This window comes from Streptomyces hydrogenans, from assembly GCF_014656075.1.
In the GTDB taxonomy this organism is placed as follows: domain Bacteria; phylum Actinomycetota; class Actinomycetes; order Streptomycetales; family Streptomycetaceae; genus Streptomyces; species Streptomyces hydrogenans.
This window is the reverse complement of sequence record NZ_BNBS01000122.1, coordinates 1-24802: the sequence shown is the minus strand read 5'-3', so window position 1 is coordinate 24802 and position 24802 is coordinate 1. Positions and strand designations below refer to the sequence as shown.

Annotated in this window: 21 protein-coding genes; 11 read left to right on the top strand and 10 right to left on the bottom strand. The window is 74.1% G+C overall.

What is annotated here, in order from left to right; genetic code table 11:
• The coding region (locus IE321_RS33690) for a DUF2637 domain-containing protein (RefSeq protein ID WP_229916663.1) at positions 1-906 on the bottom strand (906 nt) is incomplete at its 3' end.
• A gap of 213 nt (positions 907-1119) precedes the next feature.
• Positions 1120-1989 carry a (2Fe-2S)-binding protein gene (locus IE321_RS33685; RefSeq protein ID WP_190225683.1) on the bottom strand — a complete coding sequence of 290 codons (870 nt, stop codon included), beginning with the start codon at positions 1987-1989 and terminating at the stop codon, positions 1120-1122.
• A gap of 193 nt (positions 1990-2182) precedes the next feature.
• On the opposite strand from IE321_RS33685, the gene IE321_RS33680 reads away from it, so the two are divergent.
• Positions 2183-2974 carry a GntR family transcriptional regulator gene (locus IE321_RS33680; protein WP_043231130.1) on the top strand — a complete coding sequence of 264 codons (792 nt, stop codon included), beginning with the start codon at positions 2183-2185 and terminating at the stop codon, positions 2972-2974.
• A gap of 87 nt (positions 2975-3061) precedes the next feature.
• Positions 3062-4651, top strand: coding sequence for a hypothetical protein (locus IE321_RS33675; protein WP_190225682.1), 1590 nt, complete (start codon positions 3062-3064; stop codon positions 4649-4651).
• Between the two features lie 75 nt (positions 4652-4726).
• Here IE321_RS33675 and IE321_RS33670 read toward each other — a convergent pair whose 3' ends face one another.
• Together IE321_RS33670 and IE321_RS33665 are read right to left on the bottom strand one after the other, a co-directional pair.
• Entirely contained in the window at positions 4727-5530 is an 804-nt protein-coding gene (locus IE321_RS33670) for a hypothetical protein (protein WP_370531623.1), read from the bottom strand.
• A gap of 514 nt (positions 5531-6044) precedes the next feature.
• Positions 6045-7739 (bottom strand): PucR family transcriptional regulator, encoded by a 1695-nt coding sequence (locus IE321_RS33665; RefSeq protein ID WP_043231126.1) that lies wholly within the window; start codon positions 7737-7739, stop codon positions 6045-6047.
• 312 nt (positions 7740-8051) lie between these two features.
• Here IE321_RS33665 and IE321_RS33660 point away from each other — a divergent pair, with 312 nt between their 5' ends.
• From IE321_RS33660 to IE321_RS33640, 5 genes are all read left to right on the top strand, one after another.
• Positions 8052-8942, top strand: coding sequence for an FAD binding domain-containing protein (locus IE321_RS33660; RefSeq protein ID WP_043231124.1), 891 nt, complete (start codon positions 8052-8054; stop codon positions 8940-8942).
• 2 nt (positions 8943-8944) lie between these two features.
• Positions 8945-9541, top strand: a complete 597-nt coding sequence (locus IE321_RS33655; RefSeq protein WP_043231122.1) for a (2Fe-2S)-binding protein — start codon at positions 8945-8947, stop codon at positions 9539-9541.
• 2 nt (positions 9542-9543) lie between these two features.
• Complete coding sequence (gene pucD, locus IE321_RS33650) at positions 9544-11943, top strand: xanthine dehydrogenase subunit D (protein WP_043231120.1); 2400 nt, start codon at positions 9544-9546, stop codon at positions 11941-11943.
• A 243-nt stretch (positions 11944-12186) separates the two neighbouring features.
• Entirely contained in the window at positions 12187-13659 is a 1473-nt protein-coding gene (locus tag IE321_RS33645) for an NCS2 family permease (protein WP_043231118.1), read from the top strand.
• A 38-nt stretch (positions 13660-13697) separates the two neighbouring features.
• Positions 13698-14837 carry an XdhC family protein gene (locus IE321_RS33640; RefSeq protein ID WP_043231116.1) on the top strand — a complete coding sequence of 380 codons (1140 nt, stop codon included), beginning with the start codon at positions 13698-13700 and terminating at the stop codon, positions 14835-14837.
• A gap of 156 nt (positions 14838-14993) precedes the next feature.
• Here the strand turns inward: IE321_RS33640 and IE321_RS33635 are convergent, their stop codons facing one another.
• Both IE321_RS33635 and IE321_RS33630 read right to left on the bottom strand, forming a co-directional pair.
• Complete coding sequence (locus IE321_RS33635; RefSeq protein WP_190225680.1) at positions 14994-16307, bottom strand: ROK family transcriptional regulator; 1314 nt, start codon at positions 16305-16307, stop codon at positions 14994-14996.
• 68 nt (positions 16308-16375) lie between these two features.
• On the bottom strand, positions 16376-16981 hold the full coding sequence (locus IE321_RS33630; RefSeq protein ID WP_190225679.1) for a TetR/AcrR family transcriptional regulator: 606 nt from the start codon (positions 16979-16981) through the stop codon (positions 16376-16378).
• Between the two features lie 116 nt (positions 16982-17097).
• Between IE321_RS33630 and IE321_RS33625 the strand changes: the two genes are divergently transcribed.
• Positions 17098-18252 (top strand): acyl-CoA dehydrogenase family protein, encoded by a 1155-nt coding sequence (locus IE321_RS33625; RefSeq protein WP_190225678.1) that lies wholly within the window; start codon positions 17098-17100, stop codon positions 18250-18252.
• Here IE321_RS33625 and IE321_RS42400 read toward each other — a convergent pair.
• Both IE321_RS42400 and IE321_RS33615 read right to left on the bottom strand, forming a co-directional pair.
• Complete coding sequence (locus IE321_RS42400) at positions 18221-19681, bottom strand: serine/threonine-protein kinase (RefSeq protein ID WP_229916661.1); 1461 nt, start codon at positions 19679-19681, stop codon at positions 18221-18223. The two genes, IE321_RS33625 and IE321_RS42400, sit on opposite strands and share 32 nt — an antisense overlap.
• A gap of 263 nt (positions 19682-19944) precedes the next feature.
• Positions 19945-20505, bottom strand: coding sequence for a GlcG/HbpS family heme-binding protein (locus IE321_RS33615; protein WP_043231108.1), 561 nt, complete (start codon positions 20503-20505; stop codon positions 19945-19947).
• A gap of 286 nt (positions 20506-20791) precedes the next feature.
• Here IE321_RS33615 and IE321_RS33610 point away from each other — a divergent pair, with 286 nt between their 5' ends.
• The 3 genes from IE321_RS33610 to IE321_RS33600 all read left to right on the top strand — a co-directional run bounded on the left by IE321_RS33610 (position 20792) and on the right by IE321_RS33600 (position 22867).
• The gene (locus tag IE321_RS33610) at positions 20792-21553 is read left to right on the top strand and encodes an SDR family NAD(P)-dependent oxidoreductase (RefSeq protein ID WP_190225677.1); all 762 of its coding nucleotides are present in this window, start codon (positions 20792-20794) and stop codon (positions 21551-21553) included.
• Positions 21554-21643: 90 nt separating this feature from the next.
• Positions 21644-22372, top strand: a complete 729-nt coding sequence (locus tag IE321_RS33605; protein ID WP_226651446.1) for a TetR family transcriptional regulator — start codon at positions 21644-21646, stop codon at positions 22370-22372.
• A 111-nt stretch (positions 22373-22483) separates the two neighbouring features.
• On the top strand, positions 22484-22867 hold the full coding sequence (locus IE321_RS33600) for a Zn-ribbon domain-containing OB-fold protein (protein ID WP_043231100.1): 384 nt from the start codon (positions 22484-22486) through the stop codon (positions 22865-22867).
• A gap of 72 nt (positions 22868-22939) precedes the next feature.
• Here the strand turns inward: IE321_RS33600 and IE321_RS33595 are convergent, their stop codons facing one another.
• Positions 22940-23896, bottom strand: coding sequence for an electron transfer flavoprotein subunit alpha/FixB family protein (locus IE321_RS33595; RefSeq protein ID WP_190225676.1), 957 nt, complete (start codon positions 23894-23896; stop codon positions 22940-22942).
• Between the two features lie 33 nt (positions 23897-23929).
• On the bottom strand, positions 23930-24718 hold the full coding sequence (locus IE321_RS33590) for an electron transfer flavoprotein subunit beta/FixA family protein (RefSeq protein WP_190225675.1): 789 nt from the start codon (positions 24716-24718) through the stop codon (positions 23930-23932).
• Positions 24719-24802 lie beyond the last annotated feature (84 nt).

Sequence of the window (24802 nt, the reverse complement as noted above, 5' to 3'; positions counted from 1 at the left end):
GGCGGCGGTGACCGCCGCCGTCGCGGAACCCGGCCCGGACCCGGGGGCCTGGCCCCCGCCGGTCCCGGCGGCGGACAGCGCCGCCACCTCCACCTGACGCCCGCCGCCCCGGCCGAAGGCCCGGTGCTGACGGTTGAGCGCCTTGATCTGCGCCCGGTCGAGCTTGGCCTGCTCGCGCCGGCGGATCCGGTTCTGCTCCTTCTCGCGCCGGTCCTCGCGGACCTCGTCCACGGCCTCGTCCAGGGTCCGTACGCCTTCCAGCAGCATCAGCGACCAGGCGGCGAAGGTCTCCCGCGGGGCCCTTATCCACCGGACGATCCGGATCTGCGGCAGCGGACGGGGCACCAGGCCCTGCTCGCGCAGCGCCGCCCGGCGGGTCTGCTTCAGCGCCCGGTCGAAGAGGACCGCCGCCGACAGGGACATCCCCGCGAAGAAGTGCGGGGCCCCGTCGTGGCCCAGACCGCGCGGCGCGTGCACCCAGTTGAACCAGGCGGCCGCCCCCGCGAAGAGCCAGACCAGGAGGCGGGAGCCGAGGGCCGCGTCGCCGTGGCTGGCCTCGCGGACGGCGAGCACCGAGCAGAACATGGCGGCGCCGTCGAGGCCGAACGGCACCAGGTACTCCCAGCCGCCGGTCAGGTTGAGGTTCTGCCGGCCGAAGCCGACGAGTCCGTGGAAGGAGAGCGCCGCCGCGACGGCTGCGCAGCAGAACAGCAGCCCGTACGAGGCGGTGCCGTAGATGGCCTCCTTGCGTCTGCGCCGCTCCTCGCTGCGCTCCCAGGAGTCCTCCGCCGCGGCCTGGTCACCGGCGCGCTTCCCGCGCGCGAGCACCGCCACCGCCGTCAGGACTCCGGCCACCATCACGCCGCCCGGAAGCAGCCAGTCCAGCGATATGTCGGTCAGTCTCATGCGGTGTCCCTCGCATCGCAGTGGGGCGTTTGGCCGCCCATACTGTCCGACCGATCGGCGGGCCCACCGGTTTTCGGGGCAAGAGCACGCCAACGGGGGCTCACGACATGCGAATGGGTACCTTCTGGTCGAACGACCGCCAGTGGGGCCGGAGTTGCGTTCGATTCACGTCACTCGTGGGGGTGGTGTGAGCCGCCTGGGGCGTGAGGTCCCTCAGGCGGTGGCGGCGAGCCGCTGCACCCGCTCGGCGTCACAGGTGCGCGGGCAGGTGAGGCAGGTGTCCTCGGGGCGCAGCGTGTAGAAGAAGCAGCAGGTGGCCCGGTCCCGGGTGGCGCGCGGGGTGCCGTCCGGCGCCTCGGCCCCCGGCAGCGGGCGGAAGCCGGCCCCGCCCGCGTACGGCTTCTCCGGCCGGCCGGTGCTCCCCGGCAGCAGCAGCTCCAGCTCGGCCATGGCCCGCTCCTCCTCGCCGAGCAGGGCGCCGATGTACCAGAGGCTCTCCACGATCTCGTCCGTCACCATCCCCCACAGGGCCCGCCGGCCCCGCCGCATCCGCGGTCCGAAGCCGCCCAGGAGGGCCTCGAAGTGCTCGGCGAGCGAGGCGCGGACCTCCGCGCGCAGGGCGTCCTCGCCGGAGACCACCCGGGCGCCGGGCAGGGCGGCGGCGGGGTCACCGGGCAGACAGGCGAACTCCTCGACCCGGACCGCCATGCGGCCCAGGGCCCGCTGGAAGGCGACTGACTCCACGGGGAGGCGGGGGACCCGGCGGTGCAGGAACCAGGGGACGGTCACCAGCAGGCAGGCGGGCCAGCCGTAGCGGTGCAGTCCGAAGCTGGCGACCACGTCGGGCCGGGCCTGCTGTCCGTAGTCGCGGAGCACCTGCGCGTTGTCCCAGGCGAGGAAGGCGTCCAGGGCGGCCCCGCCGGCGGCCAGCTCCTCGGCGCGGACCCAGCCGGCGCCGCGCGGCAGCCGTTCGTCCCCGTCCGTCTCCTCTATCCGCAGGCCGGAGAAGACCTCGGCCAGCCGGGCGTACGAGGCCGCGACGGGCGAGGCGAGGGGGGAGGGCAGCAGGGCGGGGACGGTCATGCGGACCACCGAATCGCGATCGTTAGCAGGTTAGCCTTACCTTACCCGAAACGGCATCACGTCTCACCACCGGCGGCCCCGCTCCCCCCGCCGCCCGTGGGCGCGGTCCCACGGAACCGTCCGTTCGCCTATGGTGCACAGGGGACCCCGGCATCGCGAGCCGGGCCCGGCACGAGGCCGCAGGAGGACCCGGGTGGAGCAGGGCGCAGCGCGCGAGCGGGCGACGGAGGGACCGTCCCCGCGGTGCGGCGACCCCGCGCCCGACCCGTACGGGACCGGCGGCGCCCGCGTCCCCGAACAGGCCAGGGGCGAGCACACCCACGGCGAGACGCCCCTGCCGCTCCCCGGCGGCGGCCCGTCCGCCGTGCGGCGCCACTCCGTCCGCGGCCAGATCCTCGACGCCCTGCGCACCGCCCTGGTCGCCGGCGAGCTGCGGCCCGGCGAGGTGTACTCCGCCCCGGTCCTCGGCGAGCGCTTCGGCGTCTCCGCGACCCCGGTCCGCGAGGCCATGCAGCGCCTCGCCGTCGAGGGCGCCGTCGAGGTCGTCCCCAACCGCGGCTTCCGGGTCGTCGTCCGCACCCCCCGCGAACTGGCCGAGCTGGCCGAGGTCCGCGCCCTGATCGAGGTCCCCGTCATGCTGCGGCTGGCCCGCACCGTCCCGGCCGGCCGGTGGGCCGCGCTGCGCCCGCTCGCCGAGGCCACCGGTGCCGCCGCCGCCCGCGGCGACCGCGCGCACTACGCCGAGACCGACCGGGCCTTCCACCGCGCGGTCCTCGCCCTGGCCGGCAACGAGCAGCTCCTGGTCATCGCCGACGACCTCCACCGCCGCTCCCAGTGGCCCCTGCTGAGCGCCCCGGTGCCGCGCCACGCGGACCTGGTCGCCGACGCCGCCGAGCACGGCGCCCTGCTCGACGCCCTCGGCGCCCAGGACCTCCCGGTCGTCGAGTCCCTGGTCCGCGAGCACTTCACCGGTGCCGAGGTCTGACCCCCGCGAGGGGGCGGCCAGGCGGGCCCGCGCCTACTAAGGTCGGGGGCGACAGCCGTTCGTACCGCGTCGCCCGTGAGGTGCCCCATGCCGTCCGCGACCCCGTCCCCCGCGGACGGACGCCGACCCGCCACCGGTACCGAACCCGGGGCCGGCGCGCTCCTCGGGTGGCTCACCGACCCCGACGCGCCCCGCCTGTGCCTGGTCACCGGTGCCGCCGGCAGCGGCAAGACCGCCCTCCTCGGCTGGCTGGCCGCCCAGGCCACCCGGGGCCGGCGCGGCCGGGGCCGCACCGAGCGGATCCTCGTCCCGCTCGCCGGGCAGGGCGCCCTCGGCGTGGCCTGGACGCTCGCGAACCGCCTGGGCGTGGTCGCCCGCACCCCCGCCGACCTCGGCCACGCGCTCGCCACCAGCGAGGCCCGGCGCACCGGCCGGACCGTGCTGCTGCTCACCGATCTGCACGCCGCCGCCGAACCGGACGCGGTGGCCGACCTGCTCGCCGGGCTCGCCGAGACCGGCCGGATCCGCCTGGTGGTGGAGACCCGCACCGGCACCCGGGCCCCCCGGGCCGCCCGCACCACCGTGGTCGACCTCGACGGGGACGCGGGCCCCGAGCCGCTGCCGCCGGCCCCGTCGCCGCCGGACCTGTCCGACCCGGTCGCCGTCTGCGCCGCCGACCCCCTCCTCGTCACCACCGGCTACCTCACCGTCCCCGCCGACGCCGACCCCGGCGAGCTGCGCGACGCGTGGCTGCGGGCCGGGCAGGCGCTGTGCGCGGCCGACGGCCCGGCCGGCCGGGCCCTGGTGCTGCTCATCGCCCTCGCCGTCGCGGCCGACCCCCGGCTGCGCCCCGCGCTCGCCGAACTGGCGGCCCCCGCGCCGTGGCGGATGCGCTGGGCCCGGCACCGCGGCGACGTCTCCCCGCCGTGGCCCGGGCCGGTCGCGGTGCTCGGCGCGACCGCCGGCGGGCCCTCGGCCGGTCTGCTCCTGGTCGGCGACCGCACGGGCACCGTCCGGCTGCTGCGGGAGTCCGACGCCACGAGCGAGGGACGGCTCGCCCACCGGGTCCAGGGCCGGATCACCGCCCTCGCGCCGACCGCCGACGGAACGGTGCTGCTGCTCGACGAGCGCGGCCGTCTGCACACGGTCCGGGGCACGGCGCCCCGCCCGCCCTATCTGGAACGGCTCACCGACGCCGTCTCCACCACCCTGTCCCGGCATCCCGGCACGGCGCTCGCGGCGATCGCGGGCTCGGTGGTGGTGGGGGACCGGCTCGGCTCGGTCCACGCCTTCGGGGTCACCGGCCTCCACCAGGCCGCCCCGCACAGCGGCCGGGTGACCGCAGTGACCGCCGTGGAGTCGGAGACCCCCTTCGTCTGCTCGGGCGGCGCCGACGGCACCGTACGGCTCTGGACCCCGGGCCGCGCCCCGGTGCCGGAACCGCTCGCGGAGCGCCGGGCGCCGGTCGTCGCCCTGCACGCGGCCCCCGCCCCCGGCGGTCCGCTCGTCGCGCCCGCCTGGGCCGTCGGCCGGGTCGAACTGATCCCGGCCGAGGGCGGCCGGCGCCGGGCCTTCCGCCCGGGCCCCGCGGTCCGCGCCGTCGCCGTCACCGCCACCGGGGCGCTCCTCATCGGCACCGACGAGAGCCTCGTCTGCCTGGAGCCGTACGGGGGCTGACACCCCGTCCTGGAGGATCGCCCGGCGATTTCCGGTCACCGGACCGCACCCCGCGCGGACGGCGCCGGGTCGCCGTCACATGGCCGTCCGGGGCGTCAACTGCCCGGCCAGCCAGGTCGGTACGCCACCGAGGAGGCGGAAGAGCCGACGGGCCTCGGCGCGCAGCCGGCCGGCCTCCGGCTCGGTCTCGGTGTCGGCCAGCGCGGTGAGAGCCGGGGCCGTACCGACCAGGTAGCCCAACTCCTCGCGGATCCGCAGCGATTCGGCGAAGCCGTGCCGGGCCTCCGCCAGCTCGCCCTCGCGCAGCGCGAGGCCGGCGAGATGGCGCCAGGTGGAGGAGAGCAGCAGCGCGTCGCCCTGCGCGGTGGCGCCGGCGTGCGCGCGGCGGTACGCGGCGCGGGCCGCCTGCGGGGAGTCGCCGAGGTTCTGCGCGATCAGCCCGCGCCGGTAGTCGAGCAGCGGGCGGCCCGGCTCGGAGGGGGCGATCAGGGCCGCAGCGCGGCCGAGCGCCATCCGGGCCTCGTCGGCGCGGTCCCGGACGCCCAACAGGGTGGAGGCGTAAGCGAGATAGCCCCGTTCGCAGGCCGCGGCGCCGCGTTCCTCGTCGCTGCCCGCGACCGCCTCGGCGGCGCGCAGCGCCTCCTCGGCCTCGGCCCAGCCCTGTTCGGTGTAGAGACAGCGCTCGATCAGCAGCGCGGCCCGTTCGAGCGCCGCGGCCGGTTCATGGGCGCGGGGGGCGAGCAGGGCCGCCGCGTCGGCCCAGCAGCCGCGGGAGCGGAGCCGCCATATGGCGGTCTCCACCGGAGTCTCCTTGCCGTGGGCGAGGGACGGACTTCCGCCGCCCCCTGATTCGGAACCAGACATGGCGGTGTCCGCCACATTGCCCTCCCCGAGCGCGCCATCGAGCTGTTGAGTAGGACGGCATCTCAGCACGAACGGACGTACCCGGCCAAGGGGTCGGGTGAAAAATTTCACAAAGCCGCGGAGCGTGCGTGACGCCCGGCCGGGAGTGGGTCCGGCGGGGCCTCGGGGGGCGTCGTGGCCCGTGATCACGGCGGTGATCAGGGAGGGCGGTGGTGCGGCGGGGGATGCCGGGAGGGCGGACCGAGGGGGTCCGTCTCACTCCTCCGGACTCAACCGAAGGAGTGAATTCCGCAACCGCCCGGACCCTGCCCGGAGCCGGGCCGGACCTCGACCGGAGCGGGGCTGGACCTCGATCGGACCCCGGCCGGACCCTCGCGCGGGGCGAGGCCGGAGGTCGCCCCCACCTCGATCGGGCCCCGCCCGGAGACCGGACCCCGCGGAGACCGGACCCCGCCCGGAGCCAGGGCCCCGCCCGGAGCCCGGACCCCGCCCGGAGCCAGGACCCCGGCCGGTGAGGGGGTCGCGGGGGTCAGCTCATCCGCAGGGCGAGGAAGAAGTCGAGCTTGTCCTCCAGGCGGGAGAGGTCCCGGCCGGTCAGCTGCTCGATCCGGCCCACGCGGTAGCGCAGCGTGTTCACGTGCAGGTGCAGCCGGGTCGCGCAGCGCGTCCAGGAGCCGTCGCAGTCCAGGAACGCCTCCAGGGTCGGGATCAGCTCCGCCCGGTGCCGCCGGTCGTAGTCCCGCAGCGGGTCGAGCAGCCGGGCCGTGAAGGCGCGCCGCACGTCGTCCGGGACGAAGGGCAGCAGCAGGACGTGCGAGGCCAGCTCGTGGTGGCCGGCCGCGCAGACCCGGCCGGGACGGGCCGCGGCCACCCGGCGGGCGTGCCGGGCCTCCTCCAGGGCGCCGCGCAGGCCCTCCGCCGAGTGCACGGCGGCGCTGACGCCCAGCGTGAGCCGCCCGTCGTCGGCGAGGCCGGATGAGAGCGGGCCGCGTACCGCCGCGAGCAGGGCGTCCGCGTGCAGGCCGAGCGCGGGCGCCGGGCCGTCGTCCTCGCTCTCGGGCAGCGGTCCCGCGGTCAGCGGCACCAGCGCGATCGCCTCGTCGCCGGTGTGGGCCACGGCGATCCGGTCGGCGGACTCGGCGCCGACGGTCGCCGGGTCGACCAGGATCTCCTCCAGGAGGGCCTGGGTGACCGGGCCCGGCTCCACCGGGTTCTGGCCGCCGTCCTGGTCCCACTCGACCCGGGCCACGACCACCTGCCAGTGCGGGGCCGCGCCGAGGCCGGGCAGCAGCACCGGGGCGGCGACCCGCAGCCGGGCCGCGATCTCGGCGGGCGCGGCGCCCGTCTGCACCAGCTCCAGGACCTCCTGGGCGAGCCGGCGGCGGACCGTGCGGGCCGCGTCGCGCCGGTCGCGCTCGACGGAGATCAGCTGGGTGACGCCCTGGAGCAGGTCGAGCCGGGCGGCCGGCCAGTCCCCGGCGTCGGCCTCCACGGCCAGCAGCCAGTCGGACAGGACCGTCTCGCGGACGTCACGGGAGGCGGGACCGGCGGCCCGGCCGGTGTTGCGGATCGGGAAGAGCGAGTACGCCGTGCCGTGCACGGTCAGCCGGTGCGGGCCGCGCCGGCCGGTCCGGGTGGCGGCCAGGTGCTCGCCCGCGAGCCCGGCGGCCAGGGCGTGGTCCAGCGGCTCCCCGGCGCCCGCGATCTGCCGTCCGGTGGGGGAGAGGACCCAGGCCCGCAGGTCCAGGTCGGAGCCGAGCAGGTCGAGGACGGCCTCGGGGCCGCCGCCCGCCGGGCCGGAGGTCATCAGGCGCCGGTGCCGGTCCACGACGGCGGCCAGGTCACCGGCCCGCTCGCCGGAGACCTGTCGAACGACGTGTTCGGTGATCGTCGCGAACGCAACGGATTCGTTGACCGCGAAGAGCGGCAGCCGGTGGCGCGAACACGCCTCCACGAGATCGTCCGGGATGTCGCCCAGCTCGGCCTCGCCCGCCGCCAGCGCGGCGACCCCGGCCTGGCTGAGGATCCGCACGAAGGGCTCGGCGTCGGCCGCGTCGCGCAGCCAGGCCAGGCCGGTGAGGACCAGCTCGCCGCCGGACAGGTACCGGCTGGGATCCTTGAGGTCCGTGGTCATCACGCCGCGGACGGAGCGGTCCAGCTCGTCCTCGCCGCCGAGCAGGCGCAGCCCGAGCGCGTCGTTCTCCAGCAGTGCGCGCAGCCGCATCGTGTCGCCGCCGTTCCTTCGAGTGGGGTGGTGGGGTTGTCGGGTATTCGACGGTGGGCCGGTGGGGGTGGTGCCACCGTTTCCAGGGGAAAACGGCGAGGTTTCTGTTCCCCGCCTTTCGTTCGAATCTACAAGACGTGCACGGGCACCGGCCAACTCCTTCATGTTTTCGGTGGCTACACCCCGGCCATCGTGGCTTGTGTACTAGGCCACACACCGCGTGAACAGGACATGAACTCCGAAGTCGAGGGCCGAACGTCCCCCAGGGCCCAGACGTCCGACCCCCACCAGAATCACTAGAAGAGAGCCACCATGGACTTCCTTCGCCCCGCCAGCTGGGAGGAGGCGCTCGCCGCCAAGGCCGAGCACCCCACAGCCGTGCCCATCGCCGGCGGTACCGACGTCATGGTCGAGATCAACTTCGACCACCGGCGCCCCGAGTACCTGCTGGACCTGAACCGCGTCGAGCTGCTGCGCGAGTGGGAGGTCGGCGAGGAGAACGTCCGACTCGGCGCTTCCGTTCCGTACACGCAGATCATGGAGAACCTGCGGGCCGAGCTGCCGGGCCTGGCACTCGCCTCCCACACGGTCGCCTCTCCGCAGATCCGCAACCGCGGCGGTGTCGGCGGCAACCTCGGCACCGCCTCCCCGGCCGGTGACGCCCACCCCGCCCTCCTCGCCGCCGGCGCCGAGGTCGAGGTCGAGTCGGTCCGGGGCAGCCGCTTCATCCCGATCGACGAGTTCTACACGGGCGTGAAGCGCAACGCGCTCCAGCCCGACGAGCTCATCAAGACCGTCCACGTCAAGAAGGCGGACGGCCCCCAGCAGTACTCCAAGGTCGGCACCCGCAACGCGATGGTCATCGCGGTCTGCGCCTTCGGCCTGGCGCTCCACCCGGAGACCCGCACCGTCCGCACCGGCATCGGTTCGGCCGCGCCGACCCCGATCCGCGCCAAGGAGGCCGAGGCCTTCCTGAACGCGGCGCTGGAGGAGGGCGGCTTCTGGGACAACGGGAAGATCATCACCCCCTCGATCGCGAAGCAGTTCGCCGACCTGTGCTCGGCCGCCGCCAACCCGATCGACGACGTCCGGGGCACCGCCAAGTACCGGCGCCACGCCGTCGGCATCATGGCTCGCCGCCAGCTCGGCTGGACGTGGGAGCAGTACCGCGGCGCCGGCCGCACGCTTGAGGGAGCTGCATAACCATGCGCGTCAATTTCACGGTCAACGGTCGTCCGCAGGAAGCCGACGACGTCTGGGAGGGCGAGTCCCTCCTCTACGTCCTGCGTGAGCGCCTGGGGCTGCCCGGCTCCAAGAACGCCTGCGAGCAGGGCGAGTGCGGTTCCTGCACGGTGCGCCTCGACGGCGTGCCGGTCTGTTCCTGTCTGGTCGCCGCCGGTCAGGTCGAGGGCCGCGAGGTCGTCACCGTCGAGGGCCTGGCGGAGTACGCCAAGGAGCGCGAGGCCCACGGCGGTTGCGCCTCCGGCGCCTGCGGCACCTCGGTCGACGCGGCCAAGAGGTGGGAGGCGAAGCCCGCCCAGGACTCGCAGACCGGCGAGGGCGTCGAACTCTCCCCGATCCAGCAGGCGTTCATCGACGCGGGCGCCGTCCAGTGCGGCTTCTGCACCCCCGGTCTGCTCGTCGCGGCCGACGAGATGCTGGAGCGCAACCCGTCCCCGACGGACGCGGACATCCGCGAGGCGCTCTCCGGCAACCTCTGCCGCTGCACCGGTTACGAGAAGATCCTCGACGCGGTCCGCCTCGCGGCCGCGCGCCAGGAGCGTCAGGGAGAGGCGGTCTGACGATGGCTCAGAACACGCGTACCGTACCGGTGGGCACGCCCACCGACGTCACCCAGAACCACGTCAAGGGCGGCATCGGCGAGTCCACGCTCCGCCCGGACGGCACCCTCAAGGTCACCGGCGAGTTCGCCTACTCCTCGGACATGTGGCACGAGGACATGCTGTGGGGCCAGATCCTGCGCTCCACCGTCGCGCACGCCGAGATCGTGTCCATCGACACCTCCGAGGCCCTCACGATGGACGGCGTCTACGCCGTGCTGACCCACGAGGACCTGCCGGCCGCGAAGAACTACGGCATGGAGTTCCAGGACACCCCGGTCCTCGCCTACGGCAAGGTCCGCCACCACGGTGAGCCGGTCGCCCTCGTGGCCGCCGACCACCCGGAGACGGCCCGCCGCGCCGCCGCCAAGATCAAGATCGAGTACCGGGAGCTCCCGGTCGTCACGGACGAGGCCTCCGCCCTCGCCCCGGACGCGATCCTGGTCCACGAGAACCGCGACGACCACCACTCCGGTCACGTCCCGCACCCCAACATCGTGCACCGCCAGCCGATCATCCGCGGCGACGCGGCGGCGGCCGCCGAGCGCGCCGACGTGATCGTCACGGGCGAGTACACCTTCGGCATGCAGGACCAGGCCTTCCTCGGCCCCGAGTCCGGCCTCGCCGTACCGGCCGAGGACGGCGGCGTCGACCTGTACGTCGCCACCCAGTGGCTGCACTCGGACCTCAAGCAGATCGCCCCCTGCCTCGGCCTGCCCGAGGAGAAGGTCCGGATGACCATGGCCGGTGTCGGCGGCGCCTTCGGCGGCCGCGAGGACATCTCCATGCAGATCCTCGCCTCCATCCTCGCCCTGCGCACCGGCAAGCCGGTCAAGATGGTCTACAACCGGTACGAGTCCTTCTTCGGGCACGTCCACCGGCACCCGGCGAAGCTCTGGTACGAGCACGGCGCCACCAAGGACGGCAAGCTCACGCACGTCAAGTGCAGGATCGTGCTCGACGGCGGCGCGTACGCGTCGTCCACGGCCTCGGTCGTCGGCAACGCCTCCTCCCTCTCGATCGGTCCCTACGTCGTCGAGGACGTGGAGATCGAGGCGATCGGCCTCTACACCAACAACCCGCCCTGCGGCGCCATGCGCGGCTTCGGCGCGGTCCAGGCGTGCTTCGCCTACGAGGCCCAGATGGACAAGCTCGCGGCGAAGCTGGGCATGGACCCGGTGGAGCTGCGCCAGCTCAACGCCATGGAGCAGGGCACGATCATGCCGACCGGCCAGGTCGTGGACTCGCCGGCCCCGGTCGCCGAGCTGCTGCGCAGGGTCAAGGCCCGCCCGATGCCGCCGGAGCGCCAGTGGGAGACCGCCGGCGAGGGCGCGGACGTCCGCGCGCTGCCGGGCGGCCTGTCCAACACCTCGCACGGCGAGGGCGTCGTGCGCGGCGTCGGCTACGCGGTCGGCATCAAGAACGTCGGTTTCTCCGAGGGCTTCGACGACTACTCGACCGCGAAGATCCGCATCGAGGTCATCAACGGCGAGGCCGTCGCCACCGTCCACACCGCCATGGCGGAGGTCGGCCAGGGCGGCGTCACCATCCACGCGCAGATCGCCCGTACCGAGCTCGGCGTCCAGCAGGTCACCATCCACCCCGCCGACACCCAGGTGGGCTCGGCCGGTTCGACCTCCGCGGGCCGCCAGACGTACATGACCGGCGGCGCCATCAAGAACTCCTGCGAGATCGTCCGCGAGAAGGTCCTGGAGATCGGCCGGCGCAAGTTCGGCTCGTACCACCCGGCGTGGGCCAACGCCGAACTCCTCCTGGAGGGCGGCAAGGTCGTCACCGACGGCGGCGAGGCGCTCGCCACCATCGCGGACGTCCTGGAGGACCAGGCCGTGGAGGTCGAGGAGGAGTGGCGGCACCGTCCGACCCAGGCCTTCGACCTCGTCACCGGCCAGGGCGACGGCCACGTGCAGTACGCCTTCGCGGCGCACCGCGCGGTGGTCGAGGTGGACACCGAGCTCGGCCTCGTCAAGGTCATCGAGCTGGCCTGCGCGCAGGACGTCGGCAAGGCGGTCAACCCGCTCTCCGTGGTCGGCCAGATCCAGGGTGGCACCACCCAGGGCCTGGGCGTCGCGGTGATGGAGGAGATCATCGTCGACCCGAAGACCGCGAAGGTGCGCAACCCCTCCTTCACGGACTACCTGATCCCCACCATCCTCGACACGCCGACCATCCCGGTCGACTACCTCGAACTGGCCGACCCCAACGCGCCGTACGGCGTCCGGGGCATCGGCGAGGCCCCGACCCTGTCGTCCACCCCGGCCGTCCTCGCGGCGATCCGGGCGGCGACCGGCCTGGAGCTGAACAAGACGCCGGTCCGCCCCGAGGCGCTCACCGGCACCCTGTAGGACCCTCCGGGCGGTGTGTGCCTCCCAGGAACGTCACACCTTCCCCCGCCCGCACCGCCCGGAGTCGTACCCCCACGCAGTACCCCGCAGTACCGGCAGTACCCGCAGTGCCCCGCAACAACCCGTTCGTCTCGGGCCGTCCCCCGGGTCGTGCAGCCAACGAAATATCCCAAATCCCGCGTTTCCAACGTCAGAGTCCGACATCTGATGCGGGTGCCCCTTTGAACCTTGGGAGTAGGCCCCATGACCCAGTCGTCTGTGGAGCCCAAGACCGCCGCGGAAGACGCGGGCTCCGGCTCGCGCAACCCCGCCGGACGTTCTTGGCTCGACCGGTACTTTCACATCTCGGAGAGAGGATCCTCCGTCGGCACGGAGATCCGCGGTGGCGTCACCACCTTCATGGCGATGGCGTACATCCTCCTGCTCAACCCGATCCTCCTCGGAGGCCCGGACGTCGACAAGCACGTCCTCGCCTCCTCCGCCGTCATCACGGCGACCGCCCTCGCCGCGGCGGTGACCACCCTGCTGATGGGCTTCGTCGGCAAGGTGCCGCTCGTCCTCGCGGCCGGCCTCAGCGTCTCCGGCGTGCTGGCCACCCAGGTGGTGCCCCAGATGACCTGGCCGCAGGCCATGGGCATGTGCGTGGTCTACGGTCTGGTGATCTGTCTCCTGGTGGTCACCGGCCTCCGCGAGATGATCATGAACGCCATCCCGCTGCCGCTCAAGCACGGCATCACCATCGGCATCGGCCTCTTCATCGCCCTGATCGGCTTCAACAAGGCCGGCTTCGTCGGCGCCGGCCCGCAGTTCGGCCCGCCCGTCACCATGGGCTCCGGCGGCGAACTCGTCGGCTGGCCCGTCCTGATCTTCGCGGTCACCCTCCTCGCGATCTTCGCCCTCCAGGCCCGCAAGGTCCCCGGCGCCATCCTCATCGGCATCGTCGGCGGCACGATCATCTCGCTGATCGTCAACGCGGTCGCCGACATCCCGGCCAAGGGCCCGGGCGCCTGGGCCAACGGCGCCCCGGAGCTCAAGGGCAGCGCGGTCTCCGCCCCGGACTTCTCGATCTTCGGCGACGTCTCCTTCGGCGGCTGGGGCGACGTCGGCTACATCACCGTCGGCGTGATCGTCTTCACCCTGGTGCTGGCCGGCTTCTTCGACGCGATGGCCACCATCATCGGCGTCGGCACCGAGGCCAACCTGGCCGACGACAAGGGCCGGATGCCCGGCCTGTCCAAGGCGCTGTTCATCGACGGCGCGGGCGGCGCGATCGGCGGCGTCTCCGGCGCCTCCGGCCAGACCGTCTTCGTCGAGTCCGCCACCGGCGTCGGCGAGGGTGCCCGCACCGGCTTCTCCTCGGTGATCACCGGCCTGTTCTTCGCGGCCTGCCTCTTCTTCACCCCGATCACCCAGATCGTGCCCCGCGAGGTCGGCTCCGCCGCCCTGGTCGTCATCGGCGCGATGATGATGATGAACGCCAAGCACGTGAACTGGGGCGACAGCTCCGTCGCGATCCCGGTCTTCCTGACCGTGGTCCTGATGCCGTTCACGTACAGCATCACCCCGGGCGTCGCGGCCGGCGTCATCGCCTACACCGTCATCAAGGTGGCGCAGGGCAAGGCACGGGAGGTCGGCGCGTTCATGTGGTGCCTGACCGCCATCTTCATCGTGTTCTTCGCCCTCCACCCGATCGAGGGCTGGCTGGGCGTCAGCTGACGCCCGCCCGCTCCCTACCCACAGCCAAGGAGACCGACATGCTGGACATCGCCGAAGAGCTGCACCGGTGGGTCGAGCAGGGACGCGACTTCGCCGTGGCCACCGTGGTGGCCGTCGGCGGCAGCGCGCCCCGGCAGCCCGGCGCCGCGCTCGCCGTCGACAGCGAGGGCACGGCGATCGGCTCGGTCTCCGGCGGATGTGTGGAGGGCGCGGTGTACGAGCTGTGCCGGACGGCGCTCGACGACGGCAAGGTCGTCGTCGAACGCTTCGGCTACAGCGACGAGGACGCCTTCGCGGTCGGCCTGACCTGCGGAGGCATCATCGACATCCTCGTCACCCCGGTCCGCGGCGGGGTCTTCCCCGCCGCTCTGGCCGCCGCCGTCTCGGGAGAGGCGGCGGCCCTCGCCCGGATCGTCTCCGGCCCCGAGGACCTCCTCGGCGCGGCGCTCCTGGTCCACCCGGACGGCGCGTACGAGGGGAGGCTCGGCGGCCACCCGGAGCTGGACCGCACCGCCGCCGCCGAGGCCCGCGCGCTGCTGGACGCCGGCCGCACCGGCACGGTGGAGATCGGCGAGGACGGCAGCCGCTGCGGGCGGCCGCTGACCCTGCTGGTCGAGTCCTCCGTCCCGGCCCCCCGCATGATCGTCTTCGGTGCCATCGACTTCGCCTCCGCCCTGGTGCGGGTCGGCAAGTTCCTCGGCTACCACGTCACCGTCTGCGACGCCCGCCCGGTCTTCGCGACGAAGCTCCGCTTCCCCGAGGCCGACGAGATCGTCGTCGCCTGGCCCCACCGCTACCTGGAGTCGACGGAGGTCGACGCCCGGACCGTGCTGTGCGTGCTCACCCACGACGCCAAGTTCGACGTCCCCCTCCTCCAGGCCGCCCTCAGACTTCCCGTCGCCTACGTCGGCGCGATGGGCTCCCGCCGCACCCACGAGGACCGCAACAAGCGGCTGCGCGAAGTCGGCGTCACCGAGCTCGAACTGGCCCGCCTCCGCTCCCCGATCGGCCTCGACCTCGGCGCCCGGACCCCCGAGGAGACCGCCCTGTCGATCGGCGCGGAGATCGTCGCCAACCGCCGCGGCGGCTCCGGCGCCTCCCTCACCGGCGCCCACACCCCCATCCACCACGACGGCCCCGACTCCCCCGTGGCGGGCCGCATAGGCTCCGTCGCCTAGCCGAAGGACTACCCGGTCCACGCGGCCGGGGACCGGCTTCCGGACGCCGGTGCACCCGGCGGCGACCGCCCGGGGGGAGCCGCGGGCCGGACTCCGTGCGGAGCGGGCCGGTCCGCCTGAGTGCGGGTACCCGGACCGGTCGGGCCGACCGCCCGGTCAGCGCGCGGTGCGCTCCCGCACGTTCTCCGCCCAGGCCGGGGCCTCCTCCACGGGGTCGGGCTCCTCGCGGCGGCCGCCCCGGTCGAAGAAGTCCGCCAGCGGGAGGATCGCCGCGCCGACGGTGACCGCGTCCGGGCCGAGGGCGCTCATGCCGAGGGTGACCCGGGCCGCCGGGTACGCCAGGGCGTACGCGCGCGCGTGCTCCTCGACGGCGGCCAGGAAACGGGTGCCGAGGAGCAGTCCGGCCCAGCCGCCGACGAGGATCCGCTCCGGCTGGAAGAGGTTGATCAGATCGGCGAAGCCCGCCCCCAGGTACTCGGCGGTCTCGGCCAGGACCGCGAGCGCCGCCGGGTCCGGCTCGCCGCCCTCCCCGGGGTGGGCGGCGGCCGCCATCGCCGCGAGGGCGGTCTCCTCGTCCGCGCCGGCCGGGGGCTCGCCACCGGCCTCCCGCCACCGTTCGAGCAGCGCCGAGGCGCCGGCGTACGCCTCCAGGCAGCCCTGGGCGCCGCAGCGGCAGCGGCGGCCCCTGACCCGCACCTTCAGGTGGCCCCACTCCAGGGCCCGTCCGGGGGACGGGGGGTCGCTCGTCACGCAGGCGCCGACGCCGGAGCCGAAGAGGACCACGACGGCGCTGGCCGCCCCCCGGCCGGCGCCGAACCACATCTCGGCCTGGCCCAGGGTCTTGGCGCCGTTGTCGATCCGGAAGGGCACCCCGGCCGGCAGGTCGACCGCCTCGCGGAGCAGCCGCTCCAGCGGCACCGCGTCCCAGCCGATGGTCTGTCCGTGCACCACGGCGCCGCCCTCCCCGCCGTCACCGGGGTGCTCGACGATGCCGGGGACGCCGATGCCGACGCCGAGCAGCGCCTCGGCGGGGACGCCGGCCGTGCGCAGCACCTCGGCGACCCCCTCGCGGATGTGGCCGACGACGACCCCGACGTCGTACCGCTCGCCCTCCTCCGCCGCCGGGTCCAGGGGGCGTTCGGCGCGGGCGAGTTCGGTGAGGGTGAGGTCGAAGAGCTCGACCCGGACGCGGGTCTCGCCCACGTCGACGCCGATCATGCGACCGCTGGCGGGCGCGACCCGCAGCAGGATCCGGGGCCGGCCACCGGCCGAGTCGACGCTGCCGGCCTCCTCGACGAGGCCCTCGGCGACCAGCTCCGCGACCACGTTGCTGACGGAACCGGAGCTGAGCCCGGTGGCGGGGCCGAGCGAGAAGCGGCTCATGGGGCCGTCGAAGTAGAGCCGCCGGAGGACCGCGGTGCGGTTCTCGCGGCGCAGGTCCCGCACGGTCCGGCCGTTCGGTCTGGTCACTGGGGCCCCTCGCGGTCGTGGTCCGTCGGGCGGTGGGACGGGGTCGGGTGGTTCATCCGGTGGCCGCCTCAGGCCCGGCGCAGCCCGCTGAGCAGCAGCTCGGCCAGCTGGTCGTACGCCTCGGCGTCCGCGAGCCCGGTGGCGCCGGCCACCTGCCGGCGCTGGATGCGGACCATCACGGAGGAGATGACGTCGGCGGCGAAGGCCACGTGGACCTCCCGGAAGACGCCGGCGGCGACGCCCTCCTCGATGATCTCCTTCACCCGGCCGGCGGCGGCGCGGGTGTTCCGCTCGTACACCTCGGCGGCGGGCTCGAAGGCGGCCACGTCGTCGAAGAACTGCGGGGAGACCGGCGCCAGCTCGGCGGAGACGGCCCGCAGATAGGCGGCGAGCCGTTCGGCGGGCCCGCTCGCGGCGGCGAGGACCGACTCGACCCGGGCCGTGGCGCGCCGGAAGAAGTACACGACGGCTGCCCGGACCAGCTGTTCCTTGCTGCCCGCCAGGCCGTACAGGGTGCGCTTGGAGCAGTGCAGCCGGGCGGCGAGGTCGTCGAGGGTCAGCCGGGCGAAGCCCTCGCCGACCAGCAGGGCGACCAGCTCCTCGAACAGCGCGGAACGGCGTGCCGCTCCCCGGCCCGTGAGCTTCGGGGCGCCGGCGGCGGAGGTCTCGATCACCTGAACAGTATGCCGGGCCGTCCGGCCGGGGGGATGCCCTCCGGCGAGTCGTGCGCTATTTTTAGCGGTACTGGAGTACCCGTCCGAGTACCACTTTGCGCGCCGATGGAGTCGCCATGGATGTCGACCGCCTGCTTCCCACCCCCGAGGCGGCGGACCTCATCGCCCTCACCCGCGAGATCGCCGACCGCGAGCTCTCTCCCCGGGTGGACGCACACGAGGCCGCCGAGACCTATCCCGAGGGTCTCTTCGCCACGCTCGGCCGGACCGGCCTGCTCGGCCTGCCCTACCCCGAGGAGTACGGCGGCGGGGGCCAGCCGTACGAGGTCTACCTCCAGGTCCTGGAGGAGCTGGCCGCGCGCTGGGCGGCCGTCGCGGTCGCCACCAGCGTCCACACGCTGGCCTGCCACCCGCTCTACGCCTTCGGCACCGACGCGCAGAAGGAGCGCTGGCTCCCCTCCATGCTGGAGGGCCGTCTCGTCGGCGGCTACAGCCTCTCCGAGCCGCAGGCCGGCTCCGACGCCGCCGCCCTCGCCTGCAAGGCGGAGCGCCAGGAGGACGGCGGCGGCTACCGGATCACCGGCACCAAGGCGTGGATCACCCACGGCGGCAAGGCCGGCTTCTACGCCCTCTTCGCCCGCACCGCCCCCGGCAACCACGGCGTCTCCTGCTTCCTCGCCCCCGGGCAGACCGAGGGCCTCTCCTTCGGCGCCCCCGAACGCAAGATGGGCCTCCAGGCGGTCCCCACCACCTCCGCCTACTGGGACGGCGCCCTCATCGAGGAGGACCGGCTCGTCGGCACCGAGGGCCAGGGCCTCCAGATCGCCTTCAGCGCCCTCGACAACGGCCGCCTCGGCATCGCCGCCTGCGCCACCGGCCTCGCCCAGGCCGCCCTGGACGCGGCCGTCGACTACGCCAACGAGCGCTCCACCTTCGGCCGCCGGATCGTCGACCACCAGGGCCTCGGCTTCCTCCTCGCCGACATGGCCGCCGCCGTCGACGCGGCCCGCGCCACCTACCTCGACGCCGCCCGCCGCCGCGACCTCGGCCGCCCCTTCAGCCGCCAGGCCAGCGCCGCCAAGCTCATCGCCACGGACACGGCGATGAAGGTCACCACGGACGCGGTCCAGGTCCTCGGCGGCTACGGCTACACCCGCGACTTCCCGGTCGAGCGCTACATGCGGGAGGCGAAGATCATGCAGATCTTCGAGGGCACGAACCAGATCCAGCGCCTGGTCATCAGCCGGGGGCTGGCGCGTCCGGAGAAGTAGCCGTCGGCGGCCGGTCCAGGAACGCCGTGAGGAGGGCGTCGGGGGAGTAGCGGTCCCCGGCGAAGCGGCGCAGCCCCGCGTCGAGGCGCCGGAGCGCCGGGGCCGGGTCCTCCGAGGGGTCGAAGTGGAGCGCCATGACCGCCTCCCGGCCGCCCTTGCCCGAGAAGCCCTTCGGGACCGGCGCGCCGGAGTGGAGGAGGGCGGCCAGCTGCCAGCGGCGCTCGCCCCGGACGCCCGGCCTCGTGGACCGGACGGTGACCAGGGAGACGTCGGTCCACGGCGAGGACCAGCGCCGGTCGTGCGCCCGGCAGTGGAGGTGGTCGGTGGTCAGCTGGACGGTGTGCCGGACCAGGGGCTGGCCGCCGGTGAGGACGACGCCGGCCACGAAGGCCACCAGTCCGAGCAGCGCCGCCGTGAGGGTGACGACCGGGAGCGAGAGGACGAGGCCGAGGGGGACGCCGACGCACGGGGCGGCGATCCCGAGGATCGCGAGGCAGCCGCCTCGCTCCGAGCGGCGGGTCGGCTTCTCCACGACGCCCGCGGTGACCTCCACGATCCGGCCGGCCCCGCCGGGCGGCGGCGCGCTCGGCGGGGGCGGAGCCGGCCGGCTCGCGGCCTCGGCGGCGTCCGGGCCCAGCAGGATGTTCAGCACCCCGGAGGGGGTCGGGCGCAGGTCCGGGGACTTGTCCAGGCAGTCGGCGACGAGCGGCCACAGGCCCGGCGGCACCCCGTCCAGGTCCGGGTCGTCGTGGACGACCCGGTAGAGGAGGGCGGGGACGGGGCCCTCGCCGAAGGGGGCGCGGCCGGTCGCGGCGTACGCGAGGACCGCGCCCAGTGAGAAGACGTCGCTCGACGGGGCCACCGGTTCGCCCCTCGCCTGCTCCGGGCTCATGAAGCCGGGGGTGCCGACGACCAGGCCGGTGTCGGTCAGGGCCGTGGCCCCCTCGACCGCCTTCGAGATGCCGAAGTCGATGACGCGCGGGCCGTCGTCGGTGACCAGGATGTTCGACGGCTTCAGGTCCCGGTGGACCAGACCGGCCCGGTGGACGGCCTCCAGGGCCTCGGCGAGGCCGGCGGCCAGGGAGCGTACCGCCGCCTCGGGGAGCGGCCCCCGCTCCCGTACGAGCCGCGCCAGGTCGGGCGCGTCGATGTAGTCGCTCGCCACCCACGGCACCGGGCCGTCCGGGTCGGCGTCCACGATCGGCGCGGTCCAGAAGCCGCCGACCGTCCGGGCCGCCGCCACCTCGCGGCGGAACCGCTCCCGGAAGCCCGGGTCGGCGGCGATCTGGGGGCGGACGACCTTCACCGCGAGCCGCCGGCCGCTGCGGGAGACCGCCAGGAACACCTGGCCCATGCCCCCCTCACCGAGCCGCGCCGACAGGCGGTACGGGCCGATCGAGGCCGGATCCTCCGGCTGCAAGTCGTGCACGGTTCCCCCGGGTTCGCGCTGCTGGAAGGGCGATCCTCCCAGAGCGGCGCGGTGCCGGGCCAGTCAGGGGCCCGGGGCACGCGATCATCACGGACCTGACATATCCGTGGTGATTTCGTGTTGAACAAGTTGAGGCGTATGCTCGTGATCAGCCACCCCGGTTCGCCTGTGTTCCCCCGTTTCAGGCGGACCGGGGTTCGGCGTTCTCCGGGCCCGTCGGCGGGCCTGTCCCCGGAGTCGTCTCCGGAACCGTCGCCGGTCTGCTATCGGGCCAGAGCCGCCACGCCCGCGCGGGCGAACTTCTCGTCGAGGTCGCCCGAGGGTGCGCCCGCCACGCCGATGCCCGCGACCGGGGCGCCCTTCGCGGTGACCGGGGCGCCGCCGCCGAGGAAGAGGGTGCCGGGGATGTCCTTGAGGTTCGGCGCCTGGGCGAGCCGCTTCGCGAGCTCCGAGGTCGGGGCGTTCCAGGACACGGCGGTGTACGCCTTCCGCTCCGCCGACGCGTAGGACTGCGGGCCCGCGCCGTCGCCGCGCAGGGTGACGAGCGTGTTGCCGTTCCGGTCGACCACCGCGACGGTCACCCGCTGGTTCTCCGCCTCCGCGGCGTCCAGCGCGGCCTTCGCCGCCTTCGTCGCCGCGGCGATCGTCAGGTGGGTGGTGGCGGTCGTGTTCCTGTTCTTCGCTTCGGTGACGGCCGCGGGGGCCGCCGCGGTGTCCTCGCCTCCGGCGCTCGCGGAGTAGGCGCCGACGCCGGCCAGGCCGAGGGCGACGATCGCGCCACCGGTCATCAGACGGGTCCGGTGGGCCTTCTTCACGTGCTTCATAGGGCTGTCGCTCCACAGGGTCGGGGATGGAAGATCGACTGACGCCTCATCCTCCGGCCGCTTCCGGACCCGGACGGTCAACGCACCGGCTGCGGGCGGCGGGCGGATCGGCCGACCCCGGGGTCCACCGATCGGATGACCCCCGTCCCGTGACCGCCCCGGACCGGGTTCTATGGTGAGCGGCGCAGACCGCGCGGACCGCGCGGTCCCCCCGCGGGGACGCGCCCCCGGCCCGGCGGCCAACCCGCCGGCAGGGACACCCCGCACGACACGAACGAGGAGTTCCATGGACATCGCCGGCTCCGCAGCTCTCGTCACCGGCGCCGCCTCCGGGCTCGGCGCCGCCACCGCCGCCGCGCTCGCCGCCCGCGGCGCCACGGTCTACGGCCTCGACCTGGACAAGGCCGTCGCCGCCGCCGTGGACGTGCCCGAGGGCGTCCGGCTGATCGCCGCCGACGTGACCGACGAGGAGCAGGTCCGCGCCGCGCTGGCCGCCGTCGACGCCGACGGGGCGGAGCTGCGGCTCGCGGTCAACTGCGCGGGGATCGCCCCCTCGGCACGCGTCCTGGGCCGCAAGGGCCCGCACGACCTCGACCTCTTCCGCGCGGTCGTGAACGTCAACCTGATCGGCACCTTCAACGTGATGCGGCTGGCCGCGGAGGCCATCGCCCGGCACGAGCCCGACGCGCACGGGCAGCGCGGTCTGGTGGTCAACACCGCCTCCATCGCCGCCTTCGAGGGCCAGGTCGGGCAGATCGCCTACGCCGCCTCCAAGGCCGGCGTCGCCGGGATGACCATCACCGCCGCCCGCGACCTCGCCCAGTACGGCATCAGGGTCGTCACCGTCGCCCCCGGCATCGTCGACACCCCGATGATGGCGGGCTTCAGCGAGGAGATCCGGGCCGGTCTCGCCGCGAGCGTCACCTTCCCGCAGCGCCTCGCCCGGCCGGAGGAGTACGCCCGGCTGATCACCATGATCACCGAGCACGACTACCTCAACGGCGAGACGATCCGCATGGACGGCGCCCTGCGGATGTCCGCCCGCTGATCCGGGCCACCCGCGCGTGAGAGCACTCGGTGCCGGAAAATTCCGGCACCGAGTGCCGCGCGAACGGCGCCCGGGTGTTAGGTTCGTGGCATGGCAGCAGCGGCGACCCCCCAGGCGAACCCCCCGAAGCCCGCGATGCGGGACTCCCTCATCGCCGCGGCCTTCCAGCTCTTCCTGGAGCGGGGCTACGAGCAGACCACCGTCGACGACATCGTCACCCTCGCCGGGGTCGGACGCCGCTCCTTCTTCCGCTACTTCCCGTCGAAGGAGGACGTGGTCTTCCCCGACCACGACCAGTGCCTCGACGACATGACCCGCTTCCTCGCCGCCAGCGCCGACACCGACGACCCCATGGTCCGGGTCTGCGGCGCCGCCCGCCTGGTCATGCGGATGTACGCCGAGAACCCCACCTTCTCCGTCCAGCGCTACCGCCTCACCCGTGAGGTGGCGGGACTGCGCACCTACGAACTCTCCGTCGTCTGGCGGTACGAGAAGACCCTCGGCGACTACCTGCGGACCCGCTGGGCCGACCGCAGGGACGGCACCCTGCGCGCCAACGTGGCCGCCGCGGCCGTCGTCGCCGCCCACAACCACGCGCTGCGGCACTGGCTGCGCTCGGGCGGCGAGGGGGATCCGCTGGACGAGGTCGACCGCGCCCTGGAGTTCGTCCGCGCCACCTGGAGCCCGGACGCCGCGGCGTCCGCCGCCGGCGACGCCCCCGCGGAGGGGGACGACGACGTGGTCGTCGTCATCACCAAGCGGTCCACCCCGATGTGGCGCGTGGTGCGCGAGGTCGAGTCGAGCCTCGGCGAGAGCTGAGGGTCCTCAGTATCTCAAGTTGAGGGAACTCAGGTCTTTCTTTGCTGGCACTCAGTGCCATATCTTGGGCTCCATGCACGGTCGAGCCGCCGAGTGCGAGGAGAAGGCATCGTGTTCCACACGGGACTGAGGAACCCCGGCGCCTGTCGGACCGAGGAATCGGCCGAGGGCACCGATCTCTACTTCCAGCGCTGCGCCTGGTGCCACACCACCACCTTCCAGCGCCTGCTCTGTCCGACCTGCGGGTCGACCGACCTGGCGCCGCAGCTCAGCGACGGCGAGGGCGTGATCACCGTGCGCCGCGCCCACACCGCGGCCGAGGCGGACCTCTGGCCGGTCCACATGGCCGAGGGCTTCGTGGTCCGCTGCCGGGTCGACGGGCCGCCGCACGCCGTGCGGCCGGGCGTCCGGGTCAAGCTCGCGAGCGCCGCCGACACCGGCCGCAGGCCGGTCGTGCGGCTCTGCGAGGAGGTCCCGCTGGACGGCTGGTTCTGACCGCGGGAGACGCGGGAGGGGGGTGGCACTAAGTGCCACCCCCCTCCCGCGTCACGCGCCTGTCCGTCCGCGTCAGCGGGCGCCGATCTCGTCGGTGAGCTGCGGCAGGACCTCGAAGAGGTCGCCGACGACGCCGTAGTCGACGAGGTCGAAGATCGGGGCCTCGGCGTCCTTGTTGACCGCGACGATCGTCTTGGACGTCTGCATGCCGGCCCGGTGCTGGATCGCGCCGGAGATGCCCGCCGCGACGTACAGCTGCGGGGAGACCTGCTTGCCGGTCTGGCCGACCTGGTTGGAGTGCGGGTACCAGCCGGCGTCCACCGCGGCGCGGGAGGCGCCGACGGCCGCGCCGAGCGAGTCGGCCAGCTTCTCGACGACCTCGAAGCCCTCGGCGGCGCCGACGCCGCGACCGCCGGAGACCACGATGGCGGACTCGGTCAGCTCCGGGCGGCCGGTGGAGACCCGCGCGGTGCGGGAGACGACCTTCGCCGCGGTGCCGGTGAAGGCGACGGCGACGTTCTCGACCGTGCCGGCGGCCGGGGCGGCCTCCGGAGCGGCGGAGTTCGGCTTGACGGTGATGACCGGCACGCCGTGCGAGACGCGGGACTTCACCTGGTACGAGGCGGCGAAGACCGACTGCGTGGCGACCGGGCCCTCGTCGCCGGCCTCCAGCTCGACGGCGTCGGTGATGAGGCCGGAGCCGAGGCGGAGCGCGACGCGGGCCGCGATCTCCTTGCCCTCGCCGGAGGAGGTGAGCAGCACGGCGGCCGGCTGCTTCTCCTTCGCGATCTGGGTCAGCGCGTCGACCTTGGGGACGACGAGCAGGTCGGCGAACTCGGCGCCGTCCGCGACGTAGACGGTGGCCGCGCCGTACTCGGCGGCGGTGGCGGCGACGGAGGCGGCGGCCTCGCCGGCGCCGAGCACGACCGCGGACGGCTCGCCGAGGCGGCGGGCCAGGGTGAGCAGTTCGAGGGCCGGCTTGCGGACCGCACCGTCGGCGTGGTCCACGAGAACCAGGATCTCAGCCATGATTCCTTGCTCCTGAGGTGGGGTGACGGGCGGTCAGATGAACTTCTGGGACGCGAGGAAGGCGGCGAGCTGCTTGCCGCCGTCACCGTCCTCGTTCGTGACGATGGTGCCCTGGGTGCGGGCCGGGCGGGCGTCCGCCGACTCGACCAGGGTCCAGGAGCCGGCCAGGCCGACCTCGTCCTCGTCGATCTCCAGGTCGTCGAGCTCCAGCTCCTCGACCGGCTTCTTCTTGGCGGCCATGATCCCCTTGAAGGTGGGGTAACGGGCCTCGCCGGACTGGTCGGTGACCGAGACGACGGCCGGCAGCGGGGCCTCCAGGAGCTCCGTGGCGGCGTCGCCGTCACGGCGGCCCTTCACCAGGCCGTCCGCCACGGACACCTCGGACAGCAGCGTCGCCTGGGGCAGGTTCAGCCGCTCGGCCAGGAGCGCGGGGAGCACGCCCATGGTGCCGTCGGTCGAGGCCATGCCGCAGACGACCAGGTCGAAGCCGGTCTTCTCCAGGGCCTTGGCGAGGACGGCGGAGGTGGCGATGACGTCGGAGCCGTGGATGGCCTCGTCGTTGACGTGGACGGCCTTGTCGGCGCCCATCGACAGCGCCTTGCGCAGGGCGTCCTTGGCGTCGTCCGGGCCGACCGTGAGGACGGTGACCTCGGCGTCGTCGGCCTCCTCGGAGATCCGCAGGGCCTGCTCGACCGCGTACTCGTCGAGCTCCGACAGCAGACCGTCGACCTCGTCGCGGTCCACGGTCAGGTCGTCGGCGAAACCGCGGTCGCCGGTCGCGTCGGGCACGTACTTCACACAGACAGCGATCCTCAGGGTCACGGCCTGTCTCCTTTCGACGAGGGGTTGATTACGGGAGGTTGCGGGCCATGACGATGCGCTGGACCTGGTTGGTGCCTTCGTAGA